Genomic DNA, 16660 nt, shown 5'->3' on the forward strand with positions numbered 1-16660 from the left:
CCATGACCAGCAAGAGCAAATCTCTCCCCGCGCTCCTCCCGGTATCCGCGCGCGGGCCTCTGCGCGCCACCCGTTGGAAGCGCAATCTCAAGGGCCTGGCCGTGCCGGTGGCGATTATTGTCGTGCTGGAAGTGGTGGTGCGGGTCGGCTGGATACCGTCCTACCAGATGCCGGCGCCCAGCGAAATCGTCCTGACCCTGCGCGACCTGGCCGAAGGCGCCTTGTGGAAACATATCAGCGCCAGCTTGCTGCGGGTATTGCTCGGCTTTGCCATCGGCACCAGCCTGGCCCTGGTGTTTGCCGCCTGGGTCGGCTTGAGCCGGGAAGCCGAAGCCTACCTGGAGCCCACCTTCGCCGGCTTGCGCTCGATCCCGAGCCTGGCCTGGGTGCCGCTGCTGTTGTTGTGGCTGGGCATCGACGAAACCTCGAAAATCGTGCTGATTGCCATCGGTGCGTTTTTCCCGGTGTACCTCAATGGCGTGGCGGCCATTCGCGACATCGACCGCAAGCTGGTGGAAGTCGGGCAAATGCTCGGATTCAGTCGTTATCGCCTGGTCCGTCGCATCCTCCTGCCCGCCGCCCTGCCCGGCCTGTTCACCGGTCTGCGCAGCGGCATGAGCCTGGCCTGGATGTTTCTGGTGGCGGCCGAGCTGATCGCCGCGACCAAGGGCCTGGGCTATCTGCTCAGTGATGGTCGGGAAACCTCACGGCCGGATATCGTGCTGGCGGCCATCATCGTCCTGGCGGTGCTGGGCAAATTGAGCGACGGCGTACTGGCGGGCCTGGAAAAACGCTTCCTGGCCTGGCGCGATACCTTCACAGGCGAAGACGCGGAGCGACGGACATGAGCGAGACCTTGTTGCACATTCATGTGGAACGCAAGACGTTCGCCCGGCACAGGGTGCTGGAACACCTGAGCCTTGAGCTGGCGGCCGGGGAAACCGTGAGCCTGCTGGGCCCCAGCGGTTGCGGCAAAAGCACCTTGTTGCGGATCGTCGCCGGGCTGGAGAAGGACTTTCAAGGCACGCTGCAACAACACACCGCGGAGATCGCTTTCGTGTTCCAGGAACCCCGGCTGATGCCCTGGCTGACGGTGGAACAGAACATCGGTTTCAGCGAAGACGACCACTACGACCGGGCCTGGGTCGCGCAACTGATCGAGGAAGTCGGGCTCGGCGGTTTCGCCCAGGCGCTGCCCAAGGCCCTCTCCGGCGGCATGGCCCAGCGCGTGGCGATTGCCCGGGGATTGTATTCCAAACCACGGATCCTGCTGCTCGACGAACCCTTCAGCGCGGTGGATGCCTTCACCCGGATGAAACTGCAGGATCTGTTGTTGCAACTGGCCGACCGCCACGCCATCGCCCTGTTGCTGGTGACCCACGATATCGACGAGGCGCTGTACCTGAGTGACCGGGTGCTGGTCATGGGCAACCGGCCCGGCTCGATTCGTCAGGAACTGTCGGTGAAGCTGGGCCACCCCCGTGATCGACGGGCGCCATTGCTGGCGGAGCTCAAGGCTCGTGCCCTGACCGAGCTGCAACAGGCCCATGTGATCTAGCCCAATGGGTTATCAATGATCGGGCCGCGGGTGCCAGAGAACGGCAAGTTACTGCCCTTACTGTCCGGCCTTAATACCCAACAGATATAAACTTCGCTCTTTTTAAACCTGTCATATTTGACAGTAGACGGCCAACCTCTATCGGCACTAACTTGCTCAGGGTCGGATCACCGACCCTACTCCTGATTATGCCTATAAAAGGACATTGCCATGGAACCCTCCATTCTCTATCTTCCCAAAAAAGGACATTCCCCCCAGCACGCTGGCAGATTCGTCTGGCGCATTGATAACGGGCCAGAGACTTACGCAGAAAGAACGAGTTTCGGCTTGGGCGAGTTCCCCCCTGGTTCGGGTCAGAGGTACTGGGCGCTTTCCGGCTGGACGGGAACACCCGAACAAGAAAACTACTTCTACTTCCAAATCATCATCGACTACCAACGAGGCCCTTTCGAGAATATAACGCTCAAGTTGGGTGATCATAAGTTGCTATCGATGGGCCATACCTATTCGATTCCTGCGCCGGAAGGTTTTTATGGCGTCCAGACGGTTGCAGCCGACGCCGGAGAAACGACACTGTCTCTCGATCTGGAAACAGGGACGATCGACGGTCGATTTGAAAGTGTCTATCGAGCGTTGCGCCTGGCTCCAAAAGGGCACTTCAGGATGACAAGAGATAATCTGCAAGTATGAACGAGCACATCAGCAAGCAGCGTTGATCAAGAGCTCCCCGGCCAAAAAAAGCGGGCTCGACTTACTCCCGGAGCGGAGTGCCCGCCCTTTCGTTTCACTCTTTTGTATCGACTTACTTACAATCACCCTCCCCCCCACCGGGTAAACCAGCGCTTGCTCTGGCACTTTACGGTAAATCGACGGAAGATCGACTTCACCGATCCAGTCCCGTCGTCCAAACCTTTTGGCGGATCAACCGTCAATAAAGCCCCGAAAGCGGGCGCTTCTTGGTATCGTGTGCGCCGATTTAAATAGCCACCTATACATTTTCTCTCTTAGCAGCTCCGTTCATATTCAATTTTCTTTGCACAACACAGGTTCCTCATGACCGATCCCATTCATATCAAGGATCACGAGAACGAAAAGCGCCTGGTCAACAAGCGCTTGCTGGCCTGCGGCATCCTGGTCCTGGGGCTGGCCGGCAGCCTGGTCGCCCGCCTGTATTTCCTCCAGGTGACCGAGTTTTCCTATAATTCCACCGTCTCGGAAAACAACCGCGTCCACGTCCTGCCGATCCCGCCGGAACGCGGGTTCATCCTCGATCGCAACGGCCAGGTGCTTGCCGACAACCAGCCCAGCTTCAACATGACCCTGACCCGCGAACGCGCCGGTGATGTCGGCCAAGTGCTGGACACGGTGATGAACGTGCTCAACCTGCCGGAAGAAGACCGGTCGATGTTCACCAAGGTCCTCAAGCAGTCGCGCCACCCGTTCGAGCCGGTGACCCTGCTCTATGAACTGACCGAACAGCAGATCGCCCTGCTGGCGGTAAACGAGTTCAAGCTGCCGGGCATCGAGGTCGAGCCGCAGTTTGTCCGTCATTACCCGTTGGGCGATCACTTCGCCCATTCGGTGGGTTACGTCGGGCGGATCAACGAAAAGGAAAGCAAGCAACTGGACCCGGTGGAATACCGGGGCACCCAGTCCATCGGCAAGACCGGCATCGAGCGGTTCTACGAAAACGAACTTCACGGCCATGTCGGCTACGAGGAAGTCGAGACCAACGCCCAGGGCCGGGTGATGCGGGTGCTCAAGCACACCGATCCGATTCCCGGCAAGAACATCGTCCTGAGCCTCGATATCAATCTGCAGGAAGCCGCCGAGAAGGCCCTCGGAGACCGGCGCGGCGCAGTAGTCGCCATCGATCCGAAGACCGGCGAAGTGCTGGCGATGGTCAGCAAGCCGAGCTTCGATCCGAACCTGTTCGTCACCGGAATCCGCGCCAAGGACTATTCGGCCCTGCGCGATTCCCTCGACCGTCCGCTGTTCAACCGCGCCCTGCGCGGGCTCTACGCGCCGGGCTCGACCATCAAGCCGGAAGTGGCCATCGCCGGCCTGGACAGCGGGGTGATCTCCCCTTCCACCCGGGTGTTCGACCCCGGTTACTTCCAGTTGCCCAATGTCGAGCACAAATACCGCAACTGGAACCACAGCGGCGACGGCTGGGTCGACCTGAACGCGGCGATCATGCGTTCCAACGACACCTACTTCTATGACCTGGCGAGCAAGCTGGGCATCGACCGCCTGCACGATTACCTGAACAAGTTCGGCGTCGGCCAGAAGGTCTCCCTGGACATGTTCGAGGAATCGCCGGGGCTGATGCCGTCACGCGAGTGGAAACGCACGACCCGGCGCCAGGCCTGGTTCCCCGGCGAGACGGTGATCCTCGGCATCGGCCAGGGCTATATGCAGGTCACGCCGCTGCAACTGGCCCAGGCCACGACCCTGATCGCCAACAAGGGCGTGTGGAATCGTCCGCACCTGGCCCGGAGCATCGGCCAGGTCGCGCCGGTGGACCAGAATCCGATTCCCAATATCGTGCTGCATGACCCCCGGCAGTGGGAACAGGTCAACTACGCCATGCAGTTGGTGATGCACGATCCACGCGGTATCGCCCGGGCGGCAGCGGTGGGTGCGCAGTATCGCATTGCCGGCAAGAGCGGCACGGCGCAGGTGGTGGCGATCAAGCAGGGGGAGCGTTATGACCGCTTGAAGACCTCGGAGCGTAATCGCGACAACGCCTTGTTCGTCGGTTTTGCCCCGGCGGAAGACCCGCAGATCGTGATTTCGGTGATGATCGAGAACGGCGAGGCCGGTGGCCGGGTCGCCGGGCCCGTGGTACGGGAGATTCTTGATGCCTGGCTGCTGGACAAGGATGGCAAGCTCAAGCCGGAGTATGCGCGGCCGCTCAAGCCCCATGAGGATCCCAAGGTTTAGTTGAGACTACTGGCCTCTTCGCGGCGGTGCGGCGTCCCGACAAGCCCTGCTCCTACAGATTCGTGTCGTGCACATCACTCGGGCACGGCCCAATACTGTAGGAGCAGGGCTTGCCCGCGAAGAGGCCCTCAAGAACACCCTCACTCATCAGGCCGCAGCCCCCCGCCGATAAAACGCCAACACCCCGCCCAAGGTCATCAACAAACCACCCGTCACCCGGTTGAACGCCCGCAGATGCCCGCCCTGCAAGCGACTCAACAAGCGCGCCCCGCACAACGCGTAAAACAACATGATGCTGACATTGAGCAAGGTCAGCACCATGGCCAGCAGCGCATATTGCGGCAACTGCGGCTGTGTACTGTCGATAAATTGCGGCAGGAACGCCGACATGAACAGCAGCGCCTTGGGATTGGTCAGCGCCACCACGAAACAGCGCATGAACAAGCCGACGGAGCGCTTCGAACCCTGCTCAACCGGCAGTTCGGCCAGGGTCCCGGTCGAACGCAGCATCTTCCAGCCCAACCAGACCAGATAAGCCGCCCCCAGCCACTTCACCGCCTGGAAAAGCGTCTCGCTGGCCTGCAGCAAAATCCCCAGGCCGCAGGCCACCGCCGTCACCAGCAGCGCATCGGCCAACACCGCCCCGCCCATGCCCCAGGCCGCCGCCCGCACACCGTGGTTGGAACCGTTGTGCAAAGCCAGCAGCACCGTCGGGCCGGGCATGGCGATGATCGCCGCCGAGCTGATCAGGAACAGGAGCAACGTTGCCAGCGTCATGAAGGCCGCCTTGAAAATGAAAAATAAGCGTCATTCTGCGGCCAGCCCCGCCGCGCTTCAACCGCCGATACGCCAGCCCGTCGTTTGCGCTGGACGCGACTAAGCTGTTTCGTGATAAAACAGGCTCAAGCACTGAAGCGTTTCAGCGTCCTTTCCATCAGACAGGGTGATCGCCCCATGACCGACCAGAAGCTGCTCGACTCACTGTTTCCCGCCGCCGCGGACATCCCGGAAAAGTACCGATTCGAAGGCCAGCTGGAGCAACGCGAATACCTGGTCAATGGCACCTTGCGCACGTGGGACGGCCCGCTGGCCCAGGTGCGTAGCCCGGTGTACCTCGCCACCGCCCACGGTGATGAGCAGGTGATCCTCGGCAGCACGCCGCTGCTGGATGCCGAGACCGCCCTCACCGCCCTCGACGCCGCGGTTCACGCCTATGACCGAGGCCAGGGCGAATGGCCGACAATGCGCGTGGCCGAGCGCATCCAGCATGTCGAAACCTTCCTGCGGCGCATGCGCGTACAGCGCGAAGCAGTGGTCAAGCTGCTGATGTGGGAGATCGGCAAGAACCTCAAGGATTCCGAGAAGGAATTCGACCGCACCTGCGACTACATCGTCGACACCATCAATGCGCTGAAAGAACTCGACCGCCGTTCCAGCCGCTTCGAGCTGGAGCAGGACACCCTCGGCCAGATCCGCCGCGTGCCCATGGGCGTGGCCCTGTGCATGGGCCCCTACAACTACCCGCTGAACGAAACCTTCACCACCCTGATCCCGGCGCTGATCATGGGCAACACCGTGGTGTTCAAGCCGGCCAAGCTCGGCGTGCTGCTGATTCGCCCGCTGCTGGAGGCCTTCCGCGACAGCTTCCCGGCCGGGGTGATCAACGTGATCTATGGCAGCGGCCGGGAAACCGTCAGTGCGCTGATGGCCAGCGGCAAGATCGATATCTTCGCCTTTATCGGCACCAACAAGGCCGCCAGCGACCTGAAGAAACTCCATCCCAAGCCCCACCGCCTGCGCGCGGCCCTGGGCCTGGATGCGAAAAACCCGGCCATCGTGCTGCCCGAGGTCGACCTGGACAACGCGGTCAACGAATGCGTCACCGGCTCATTGTCGTTCAACGGCCAACGCTGCACCGCGCTGAAGATCCTGTTCGTGCACGAGGACGTGATCGAAGGTTTTATCGAGAAATTCAACCGCAAGGTGCAAAGCCTGGTGCCGGGCATGCCCTGGGACAATGGCGTGGCGCTGACGCCCCTGCCGGAAGCCGGCAAGATCGAGTACCTCAAGGCCCTGGTCGCCGACGCCCAGGACAAGGGCGCCAGGGTGATCAACCCCAATGGCGGCCAGACCCGCGCCTCGTTCTTCTATCCGGCGGTGCTCTACCCGGTGAATGCCGGAATGCGCGTGTACCAGGAAGAACAGTTCGGCCCGGTGGTGCCCATCGTGCCCTACCGGGACCTGGAAACCGTGATCGACTATGTGCTGGAGTCGGATTTCGGCCAGCAGTTGAGCATTTTCGGCACCGATCCCGCCCAGGTCGGCCGGCTGGTGGACACCTTCGCCAACCAGGTCGGACGGATCAATATCAATGCCCAGTGCCAGCGCGGCCCGGACACCTACCCGTTCAACGGACGCAAGAACTCGGCCGAAGGTACGCTCTCGGTGCACGATGCCTTGCGGGTGTTTTCGATCCGCACCCTGGTGGCCACCAAGTTCCAGGACAGCAACAAGGCGCTGATCAGCGATATCATCCATAACCGCGAGTCGACCTTCCTGACCACCGACTACATCTTCTGATGCCACCCGGGCGGCGCGACCTGGAAACCGCCCCCCCCTGTAGGAGCCGGCTTGCCGGCGATCCAGGCGACGCGGTCTGACAGGAAACCGCGTCGCTACTATCGCCAGCAAGCCGGCTCCTACGGGGGCGCAATGGCGCGGGATTTTCATGCCTGGGCTAGGGCTGCCGAGCGCTCTGATCTATCATTGCTCCTCAGGCTGCCCGAGCCCGCCATTATTTTCATAAGAAATCCATGCCACGCATCGACCTCCGCCGATTGATCCTGTTGCTGTCGCTTTCCGCCGTCACCCTGACGGCCGGCAATCTTTTCTTCGCCAGCTACCAGACCCAGCGCAACTTCCTGATGGAACAGACCCTGGAAGCCAATCGGATCTATGCCCTGAAGCTGGCCAACACCACCAACAACTTCCTCAAGTCGACCCAGCAGCAACTGGCCTTCAGCAGCGAACTGCTCCCCGCGATCTGGGACCAGCCGGACCAACTGTGGCAGGAAGCGCACCGACTGCGCCGCCAGACCGGCAGCTTCAACTCGGTGATCGTCATCCGCGCGGACGGCAAGATCATCGCCTCCTCGCCCACCTCGATGAACCTGACCGGCACCTTTTCCGCAAGCGAAGGCTTTCGCCAGGCCAGCCTGGCGCGCCAACCCTATATTTCCAGCCCCTATGTCGGGGCCAACAATCACCTGATGATCCAGATTTCGCATCCGATCTTCGACGGTGATGGCAACTACCTCGGCTACCTGGGCGCCGGTATCTACCTCAACGAACCGAACATCCTCCACTCACTGCTGGGCGAACAATACTACCGTGACGGCTCCTACCTCTATGTGGTCGACCCCCAGGGCCAGTTGATCTATCACCAGGACCCGGCGCGGGTCGGCGACGTGATCAAGGGCAACCCGGCCATCGACGCGGTGATCGCCGGCGAAACCGGCAGCCTGAGGTTGAAAAACTCCAAGGGCGTCGACATGCTCACCGGCTATGCCCCGGTGCCGCGGATCGGCTGGGGCGTGATCAGCCAGCGGCCTACCGCCATCACTCTGGAAGGCCTGCAGCGGTTGATGCTGGAAGTCGCCGGTTACGCCGTGCCGCTGTTGCTCCTGTCGTTGCTGGGTATCTGGTGGATTTCGACACTGATCAGCAAACCGCTCTGGCAACTGGCCAATACCACGCAGTATTGGGGTTCATCTACCGCCGCCCAGTCGGTGAGCAAGGTGCGGGCCTGGTACTACGAAGCCGCCCAGCTGAAGAACACCATGCAGAAAGCGTTGATGTCACTGCACCAGCAGTTGGGCAAGCTCAACCAGGAAAGCGTCACCGACCCTCTGACCAGCCTGACCAACCGCCGTGGCCTGCAATTGATCCTCGACGACTGGGAAAGCCGCCGCCAGCCGTTCTCGCTGATCGCCCTGGATATCGACCACTTCAAGCAGGTCAACGACAGCTACGGGCACAGCGCCGGCGACCTGGTGCTGCAACACCTGGCCCAGCAGATCCGCCGCCACTCCCGGGAAAGCGACGTGCTCTGCCGCCAGGGTGGCGAGGAGTTCCTTATGCTGCTGCCCTCCACGCCACTGGCCCAGGCGGCCCTGGTGGCCGAGCGTTTGCGGGCGACGATGGCCTATACCGAAAGCCCGAACGGCATCCCGGTGACCATCTCCCTGGGCGTGGCCGGCTGGCCCCAGGGCGGGCAGACCGTGAGCCAGGTCCTCCAGGCGGCGGACCAGGCCCTCTATCGGGCCAAGGATAGCGGGCGCAACCGGGTGGTGCGCAGCGATGACGAGATCCCACCGGATGTGCCGAACAGTTAGACTGACGCCCCCTGGCGACACGCATCGGACCGCCGTCCCAGGCCACGAACACCCGACGCTTTCGGGGATTTCTTTCGAGTTTGACCACCAGCATGACCTTCAACTTCGACACGCTGATCGACCGCCGCGACACTGGCAGCACCAAGTGGAGCCGCTACCCGGCCGACGTCCTGCCCATGTGGGTGGCCGATATGGACCTGCCGGTGGCGGACGCGATCACCGCAGCCCTGCACAAGCGCCTGGAACACCCGCAACTGGGTTACAGCGTGGCCCAGGACGCCCTGCGCCAGGCCATCGTCGCCGACCTCCGGGCCAAGTACGCCTGGCACGTGGAGCCCCAGGAGCTGATTTTCCTCCCGGGGGTCGAACCGGGTTTCAACATGGCGCTACGCGCGTTTGTGCAACCGGGCCAGAACGTCGTGGTGCAGACGCCCAACTACCGCCCGCTGCGCCTGGCGCCGGGTCACTGGAACCTGCCGAAAGTCGAACTGGAGTTCGAGCGCGATGCCCAGGGTGACTATGTCACGCCCTTCGGTGCCCTGCGTAACGCCTTGCAAGGTGGTGGCGCGCTGCTGTTGAGCAATCCGCACAACCCACTGGGCAAGGTCTTCCCCCGGGAAGAACTGCAACAGGTGGCAGATATCTGCCTGGAACAGGGCGCGCTGATTATCAGCGACGAGATCCATGCCGACCTCTGCTTCGATGGCCGTCGTCATGTACCGATCGCCTCCCTGAGCCCGGAGATCGCCAGGCGCACCATCACCCTGATGTCGGCGAGCAAGGCCTATAACATCGCCGGACTGAAGACTGCTTACGCCATTGTCCAGGATCCGGCGGTACGCGAGCGCTTCAACGCGGCACGCGGGGGGATGGTGGACAGCGTCAATGCCCTGGGGCTGGAAGCCACCTGCACGGCCTACACCGAGTGCGGGCCGTGGCTCGCTGGCCTGGTGCAATACCTGCAGGCCAACCGCGACTACCTGCAACACGCGGTGGAAACCCGGTTGCCGGGTGTGGTCCTGCACCCGGCTCAAGGGACTTACCTGGCCTGGCTCGATTGCAGCGCGTTGGGGCTTGCGGACCCGTACCGGTTTTTCCTCGAAGAGGCCAAGGTGGGGTTGAGCGCGGGGATCGAGTTTGGCGACGACGCGCAGCAGTTCGTGCGCTTGAACTTCGGTTGCCCGAGGGCCTTGCTGGAGGAAGGCATCAGCCGGATGGAGCAGAGTTTGCGTCGGCGCTGAAAGCGCGATGCCGGCCAACTACGCAAATGGGCTCTTGAAGACACCACACAACCTGTAGGAGCCGGCTTGCTGGCGATGCGATCCGATGGTCGACATCGCCGTCGCCTGGAATACCGCCATCGCCAGCAAGCTGGCTCCTACAGGGACCGTGTTCAGACCTGGCTGAACGGGGTCAGGCGTGCTTTTTCAAACGCGGCTTGGCCGCCTTGGGGAAATACGGTGGCTTGACCAGCAGCGTCGGCGCGGGCCTCACGGACTTGACCTCAGCCGCCTCGACCGGCACCTCCCCACCAAACTCCGCCACATAGGCCGTCTGGCCGCAACGCAGCCGATTGTTGATCGGAAACTCATCCCCGTTGTCGTAAATGTACGCATCCTTCATAGCCATCTCCTCATCAACATAATTGATCCCCACCGGCAAATCCCCGGCGGCTTCAAAAATATTGAGCGTAGTCGACCGGCAGCGACTCGCAGCCCCTGGCGCAAGGTTCCGACGAATGACCAGCCGGTCACGAAACTTTCATTTTCCTGGCCGGGCCTTTCACGCCGATTTCACTTCTGCCCCTCTAGGATGGATTCACTCCTCGTTTCAACTTGATTCAGCTCGCCTTCGTTGCGGGCTTTTTTTTGCCCGCGCAACCGGTCGAACCACAGGTAGACCACCGGCGTGGTGTAGAGCGTCAGCAGTTGCGACACCGCCAACCCGCCGACAATGGCGATCCCCAGGGGCTGACGCAATTCCGAACCCGCGCCATGCCCAAAGGCCAGGGGCACGGCACCGAGCAACGCCGCCAGCGACGTCATCAGGATCGGTCGCAGCCGCAGCAGGCACGCCTCATGCACCGCCTCCCGCGGCGCCATCCCGCCGCGTTCGGCCTCCAGGGTGAAGTCGACGATCATGATCGCGTTCTTCTTGACGATGCCGATCAGCAGAATGATCCCGATCATGCCCAGCACCGACAGGTCCTGCCCGCAGATGATCAACGCCAACAAGGCGCCGAAGCCGGCCGAGGGCAAGGTGGAAATGATCGTCAGCGGATGGATGGCGTTTTCATAGAGCACCCCGAGAACGATATAGACCGTCAGGATCGCCGCCAGGATCAGCCAGGGTTGCGACTTGAGCGAGTCCTTGAAGGCCTGGGCGGTGCCCTGGAAACTCCCCGACACCGTGTCCGGCAGGCCCACCGCCAGCGAAGCCTTCTCGATGGCGTTGACCGCATCGCTCAAGGCCTGCCCCGGGGCCAGGTCGAACGACAGGGTAATGGCCGGGAACACACCCTGGTGGTTGATGATGATCGGCGCCAGTTCGTTGCGGATACTCGCCAGCATATCCAGCGGCACCATGCTCCCGGTGGTGGAACGCACATACAGGTGCTTGAGGGTGTCGATGGACATCTGCCAGCGCGGATCGAGTTCGAGAATGACGTGGTTCTGGTCCAGCTGGGTGAACATGGTCGCGATCTGCCGTTGGCCGAAGGCGTCATAGAGCACGTCGTCGATCGCCTGCACATTGACCCCCAACCGCGCCGCCGAGGGCCGGTCGATCACCAGGGTCGCCTGGGGGGCGGCGCGCTGTTGGTCGGAGGTGACATTGCGTAGTTGCGGCAACTGTTTGAGACGGTCCAGCAGCAACCCGCTCCAATGGTCCAGCTCCTGGCTGTCCGGGTCCTGCAAGGTGTACTGGTACTGGGTCTTGCTGGCCCGGCCGCCGATCTGGATATCCTGGTTGGCCTGCAGGAACAGCTTGATGCCCTGGACCTTGTCGAGGGCCGGCTGCAAGCGCGCGATCACCTGCTGGGCGCTGGCCGTACGCTGGTCGAACGGCTTGAGGTTGACCATCACCCGGCCCTGGCTGACCGTCGGGTTGGGGCCGATCCAGTAATAGGCCTTGGCCACCGCCGGGTCGGCGCTGACGATATCGGCCAGCAGCGCAACGCGCTGGCGCATGGCCTCCGGCGAGATATCCGAGGCGGCTTCGGCGACGCCCTGGATCAGGCCGGTGTCCTGCTGCGGGAAAAAGCCCTTGGGGATATACAGGTAGAGCATGGCCGTGGCGACGAAGGTGGCGACCGCCACGGCCAGGGTCAGGCGCTGGTGATCGAGCACCCACTCCAGGCTGCGTCGGTAGCCCTCGTGAATCCGGTTGTAGACCGCCTCGCAGGCATCGCCGAAATGGCTCCGGCGCGACTCGTGTTCCGGTTTGAGCAGCCAGGCGCAGAGCATCGGCGTCACGGTCAGGGAGACCACGCCGGACATCAGGATCGCCACGCTGACCGTCACCGCGAACTCACGCATCAGCCGCCCGACGATGCCGCCCATCAACAGGATCGGCAGGAACACCGCGATCAGCGACACGGTCATCGAGACAATGGTGAAACCCACCTCGCGCAAACCGTCCACCGCCGCCTGGATCCGCGACTTGCCCATTTCCAGGTGGCGGACGATGTTTTCCATGACCACGATGGCGTCGTCCACCACGAAGCCGACGGCAATCGCCAGGCCCATGATCGACAGGTTGTCCAGGCTGTAGCCCAGCAGGTACATCACGGCAAAGGTCGCCACCAGCGACAGCGGGATGGTCAGGGTCGGGATCAGGGTCGCCGTGGCCTTGCGCAGGAACACGAAGATCACCACGACCACCAGGGCGATGGACAGCAGCAAGGTGAACTGCACGTCGTTGACCGAGGCATTGATGGTCTGGGTGCGGTCGCCGACCACCTGGACCTGCACATCCCGCGGCAAGGACGCGGTCAGGGCCGGCAGGCTGGCCTTGATATTGGCGATGGTCGACAGCACGTTGAAGCCCGGCTGCTTGTGGATGTCGACGATCACCGTCGGCTGGCCGTCGATACCGGCGGCCTGCTGGGTGTCCTCGGCACCATCGATGACCCGGCCCAGGTCGCCGAGCTTGATCGGCACCCCGGCCTTGTAGGCCACCACCAGTTCGCGATAACCCTTGGGGTCGAGCAGTTGGTCGGTGGCATCGAGGGTCACCGAGCGATACTGGCCGTTGAGGTTGCCCTTGGGTTGATCGAGGGTGCTGAGACCGACGATGCTGCGTACTTCCTCCAGGGTCAGGCCACGGGCCGCCAGGGCATCCGGGTCGATCTGGATGCGCACCGCCGGCTTCTGCTCGCCATGGAAATCCACCAGGCCGACGCCGGGCATCTGCGACAGGCGCTGGGCCAGGTAGTTGTCGGCGTAGCGATCCAGCTCCGGCAAGGTCCGCGTCGGCGAGGTCAGGGCCAGGGACAGCACGGTGAACTCCGCCGGGTTGACCTTGTTGAAGGTCGGCGTGCTGGTCATGGTTTTCGGCAAGGTCGCGCTGGCGGTGTTGATCGCCGTCTGCACGTCCTGGGCCGCGCCGTCGATATTACGCGACAGGTCGAACTGCAGGACGATCTGGGTCTTGCCCGAGGAACTCGAGGAGGTCATCGAGGTGACCTGGGGCACGGCGGCGAAGGCCCGTTCCAGCGGCGTCGCCACCGAGGTCGCCATGGTTTCGGCGCTGGCCCCGGAGAGCTTGGCGGTGACCTGGATGGTGGGAAAGTCCACCGTCGGCAACGGCGCCACCGGCAGTTGAAAATAGGCAAAAGTGCCCAGCAGCATCACCCCCAGGGCCAGCAGGCACAGGCCCGTGCGGCGCTGGATCAGACCGGCGAGCAGGTTCATGGCTTGCCTCCGGCGCTGCCGCTCAACGCCACCTCAGGTGCCGCTGGGCCCGTGTCCAGGCTGACCGGCTTGACCTTGAGCCCGGGGGCGATCCGCGACTGGCCCTGGACCACCACCACTTCACCCGGCGCCAGGCCGTCCTTGATCCACTGCTGGCCGTCGACCACCGTCGCCGCCGTCACCTGCCGTGGCTCGACCCGCTGGTCGGCATTGACCACATAGACGAAGTCGCCCTTCTGCCCTTGCTGCACCGCATTGGCCGGCACCACGGTGACGGCCTTCTGGGTATTCACCAGCAGACGCGCGCCCACCAGTTGGCCGGGCCAGAGTTGCTGGCCGGCATTGTGAAATTGCGCCTTGAGCTGGATCTGCCCGCTGGCGGCGATCACCTGGCTGTCGATAAAGCTCAGGGAGCCGCTCGCCAGTTGCTGATGGCCGTCGCGGCTCATGGCGAGCACCTGCAAGGGGGCCACGGCGTTTTCCTTGAGGATCCGCGCCAGGTCGTCCTGGGACACCGCGAAGGCCACCGAGATCGGGTCCATCTGCGTCAGGGTCACCAGGCCCGTGGCATCGGTGCCGTGGACAATCGAACCGACGTCCAGCAGGCGTTGCCCGGTCCGGCCGGTGAACGGCGCGTCGATCCGGGTGAAAGCCAGTTGCAGGCGGGCATTCTCCAGGGCCGCCTGGTCGGCCTGGACCGTGGCCTGCTGGGCCGCCAACTGGGCCCGGTAGGTGTCGACATCCTGGGTCGGGCCGGCCTTGGCCGCTGCCAGCTTGCTGGCCCGGTCGAGGTTGACCTTGAGGTTGGCCAACTGCGCCTGGTCCTTGCTGACCAGCGCCTGGGCCTGGGCCACCTGCGCCTGGTAGACCCGTGGATCGATCTGCGCCAACTGACTGCCGGCGTTGACCATCTGGCCTTCGGTAAACAGGACTTTCTGCAGCTCGCCGTCGACCCGCACCCGCACATTGACGGTGTTGAGGGGCTGGACATTGCCGATGGCGTCGATCCAGATCGGCAGGTCCTTTTGCCCCGCCGCCTGCATCACCACCGGGATGGCGCTATCAACAGGAGCTGTCGGTGCCGCCTGGACGCGGTCGATCCATTGGGTCTTGATCAACAGCGAAGCACCGAGCATGGCCACGACCAGCAGGCCGAGGCGCAGACGACGAGGTTGGGATGGCGCCTGGGGTGAGTGCTTCATGGCTGAACGACCTGAAAGAGAGAAGAAGGAGTGGCGGCGGCCAGGGTCGGCGCGCTGAAATCGCCGCCGATGGCGCGAAACAGGCCGACGGCGGCCTGCAGATGCTGGAGGCGCACCTGGAGCAGGCTGTCTTCGGCCTGGTACTGGGTGCGCTCGACCACCAGCAGCGTCTGGAAATCGGTGGAGCCGAGGCGGTAACGAACCTGGGCCAGGCGCGCGGCTTCGCGGGCGGAGCCGACGGCGGCCTGGTTCAGGCTGTAGGCCTGGTCCAGTTGCCGCGCTGCGCTGAGCTGGGTTTCCACATCACGCAGGGCTTCGATGATCGAGGCGCGATAGCTGGCGGTCAGTTCCTGCACATGGGCCTGGTCGGCGTGCAGTTGTCCGGTCAGTTGGCCGCCGCTGAACACCGGCTGGGTCAGGTTGCCGACGATGCTCCAGATATGCCCGCCGGCCAGGGTGTCGATACCACCGAGCAGGTCCAGGGAAAGGTTGGGCAGGAACGCTGCCCGGGCCACGCCGACGTCGTAGTTGGCTGAAACCAGGCGCGCTTCTGCGGCCTGGATATCCGGGCGTTGGCGCACCAGGCCGACGGGCAGGCCGACCTTGGGTTGTGGCACCTGGAGGGCGTCAAGTCCGGTTTGCTGGACCTCGAAGCCTTCAGGCGGCACGCCCACCAGCGTCGCCAGTTGATACTTGGCCGCGTCGAGCTGCTGTTGCAACAGCGGCACGGCGGCCTGGAAGGTTTGCTGGGCATTGCGCTGCTGTTCGACTTCCAGGCTCGACACCGCGCCCTGGCTGGCCTGCACCTGCACCAGATCGAGGACTTGGCTGGCATCGGCGGCGATGGACTGGGCCAGGCGCACGCGGTCCTGCAGCGAGAGGACCTGGAAGTAAGTGTCGGCGATGCTCGCACCGAGGGTCATGCGCAGGGTCTGGGCATCGAACTGGCTGGCATTGGCCAGGGCCTGGGAGGAATCGGCGGTGGCCCGTTGCTTGCCCCAGAAGTCCACCTCATAGGTGGCTTCGGCGAAGACGCTGGATTTTTTCGTGCTGCCGTAGTTGTTCTGGCGCTGGTAGTTGCCGCCCAGGGACAGGTTGGGGTATTGCCCGGCGCCGGCCACCTGGGCAATGGCCCGGGCCTGGTCGACCCGGCTCACGGCGGCCTTGAGGCTGTAGTTGTCGTTCAGGCCACGGGCAATCAGGCCATCGAGTTCGGCACAGTGGAACTCACGCCACCAGGGGCCGCCTGCCGCATCGGCTGAAGCGGCGGACGGGTCCTTGGCCGACCACTGCGGGGCCAGGGGCAAGGTCGGCTGCTGGTAGCCCGGCACCAGCGAGCAGCCACTCAACAGCGTCAGGCCGGCCAAGGCCAGGGCGCGGAACAGTCGGCTTGGGGCCTGAGGTGGATGAAAAACCTCGAATCTCGGCGTGAGACGCATCTACGGGATATCTCCAGAACCTATGTGGCAGAGCCATCGATCAGATTCCGAAGCTATCAGGCGCAGGCCCGCGTCCCGTTCCTCCAAAGCTAAATTTTAGTTTAGGTAAATATCATGTGAACGCGGTTCCTTGTAGGAGCCAGCTTGCTGGCGATGGACGTCAACGATAACGCGGGGCATCTGATACCCAGCGGAGCCTGGACAACCA

The 16660-nt window shown here is 63.3% G+C and carries 12 protein-coding genes; 7 read left to right on the forward strand and 5 right to left on the reverse strand.

The window, feature by feature from the left end:
* Positions 1-2 precede the first annotated feature (2 nt).
* From M5B42_RS28300 to mrdA, 4 genes are all read left to right on the forward strand, one after another.
* The gene (locus M5B42_RS28300) at positions 3-848 is read left to right on the forward strand and encodes an ABC transporter permease (protein WP_248747670.1); all 846 of its coding nucleotides are present in this window, start codon (positions 3-5) and stop codon (positions 846-848) included.
* Positions 845-1558: an ABC transporter ATP-binding protein gene (locus M5B42_RS28305; RefSeq protein WP_248747671.1), complete on the forward strand. Its 714-nt coding sequence runs from the start codon at positions 845-847 to the stop codon at positions 1556-1558. Before M5B42_RS28300 ends, M5B42_RS28305 begins: the two co-directional genes overlap by 4 nt.
* A 210-nt stretch (positions 1559-1768) precedes the next feature.
* Entirely contained in the window at positions 1769-2248 is a 480-nt protein-coding gene (locus tag M5B42_RS28310) for a hypothetical protein (protein WP_248747672.1), read from the forward strand.
* 363 nt (positions 2249-2611) lie between these two features.
* A complete protein-coding gene (gene mrdA / locus M5B42_RS28315; RefSeq protein ID WP_103495096.1) occupies positions 2612-4504 on the forward strand; it encodes a penicillin-binding protein 2 in 1893 nt (630 codons plus the stop codon).
* A 147-nt stretch (positions 4505-4651) separates the two neighbouring features.
* Here the strand turns inward: mrdA and M5B42_RS28320 are convergent, their stop codons facing one another.
* Positions 4652-5281: a LysE family translocator gene (locus M5B42_RS28320; RefSeq protein ID WP_248747673.1), complete on the reverse strand. Its 630-nt coding sequence runs from the start codon at positions 5279-5281 to the stop codon at positions 4652-4654.
* A 177-nt stretch (positions 5282-5458) separates the two neighbouring features.
* On the opposite strand from M5B42_RS28320, the gene M5B42_RS28325 reads away from it, so the two are divergent.
* The 3 genes from M5B42_RS28325 to M5B42_RS28335 all read left to right on the forward strand — a co-directional run bounded on the left by M5B42_RS28325 (position 5459) and on the right by M5B42_RS28335 (position 10139).
* On the forward strand, positions 5459-7084 hold the full coding sequence (locus M5B42_RS28325) for an NADP-dependent glyceraldehyde-3-phosphate dehydrogenase (protein ID WP_248747674.1): 1626 nt from the start codon (positions 5459-5461) through the stop codon (positions 7082-7084).
* 233 nt (positions 7085-7317) lie between these two features.
* Positions 7318-8898 (forward strand): sensor domain-containing diguanylate cyclase, encoded by a 1581-nt coding sequence (locus M5B42_RS28330; RefSeq protein WP_103495099.1) that lies wholly within the window; start codon positions 7318-7320, stop codon positions 8896-8898.
* Between the two features lie 92 nt (positions 8899-8990).
* On the forward strand, positions 8991-10139 hold the full coding sequence (locus M5B42_RS28335; protein WP_248747675.1) for a PatB family C-S lyase: 1149 nt from the start codon (positions 8991-8993) through the stop codon (positions 10137-10139).
* A gap of 172 nt (positions 10140-10311) precedes the next feature.
* Here the strand turns inward: M5B42_RS28335 and M5B42_RS28340 are convergent, their stop codons facing one another.
* The 4 genes from M5B42_RS28340 to M5B42_RS28355 form a co-directional block, all read right to left on the reverse strand.
* Entirely contained in the window at positions 10312-10521 is a 210-nt protein-coding gene (locus M5B42_RS28340) for a hypothetical protein (RefSeq protein ID WP_103495101.1), read from the reverse strand.
* A gap of 170 nt (positions 10522-10691) precedes the next feature.
* Positions 10692-13811 carry an efflux RND transporter permease subunit gene (locus M5B42_RS28345; protein WP_248747676.1) on the reverse strand — a complete coding sequence of 1040 codons (3120 nt, stop codon included), beginning with the start codon at positions 13809-13811 and terminating at the stop codon, positions 10692-10694.
* Positions 13808-15013 (reverse strand): efflux RND transporter periplasmic adaptor subunit, encoded by a 1206-nt coding sequence (locus M5B42_RS28350; RefSeq protein WP_103495103.1) that lies wholly within the window; start codon positions 15011-15013, stop codon positions 13808-13810. Before M5B42_RS28350 ends, M5B42_RS28345 begins: the two co-directional genes overlap by 4 nt.
* Positions 15010-16452, reverse strand: a complete 1443-nt coding sequence (locus M5B42_RS28355) for an efflux transporter outer membrane subunit (protein WP_248747677.1) — start codon at positions 16450-16452, stop codon at positions 15010-15012. The genes M5B42_RS28350 and M5B42_RS28355 overlap by 4 nt, the downstream gene beginning before the upstream one ends.
* Positions 16453-16660 lie beyond the last annotated feature (208 nt).

The sequence above is a fragment of the Pseudomonas sp. MWU12-2037 genome (genome assembly GCF_023242345.1).
GTDB classification, from domain to species: domain Bacteria; phylum Pseudomonadota; class Gammaproteobacteria; order Pseudomonadales; family Pseudomonadaceae; genus Aquipseudomonas; species Aquipseudomonas gingeri_D.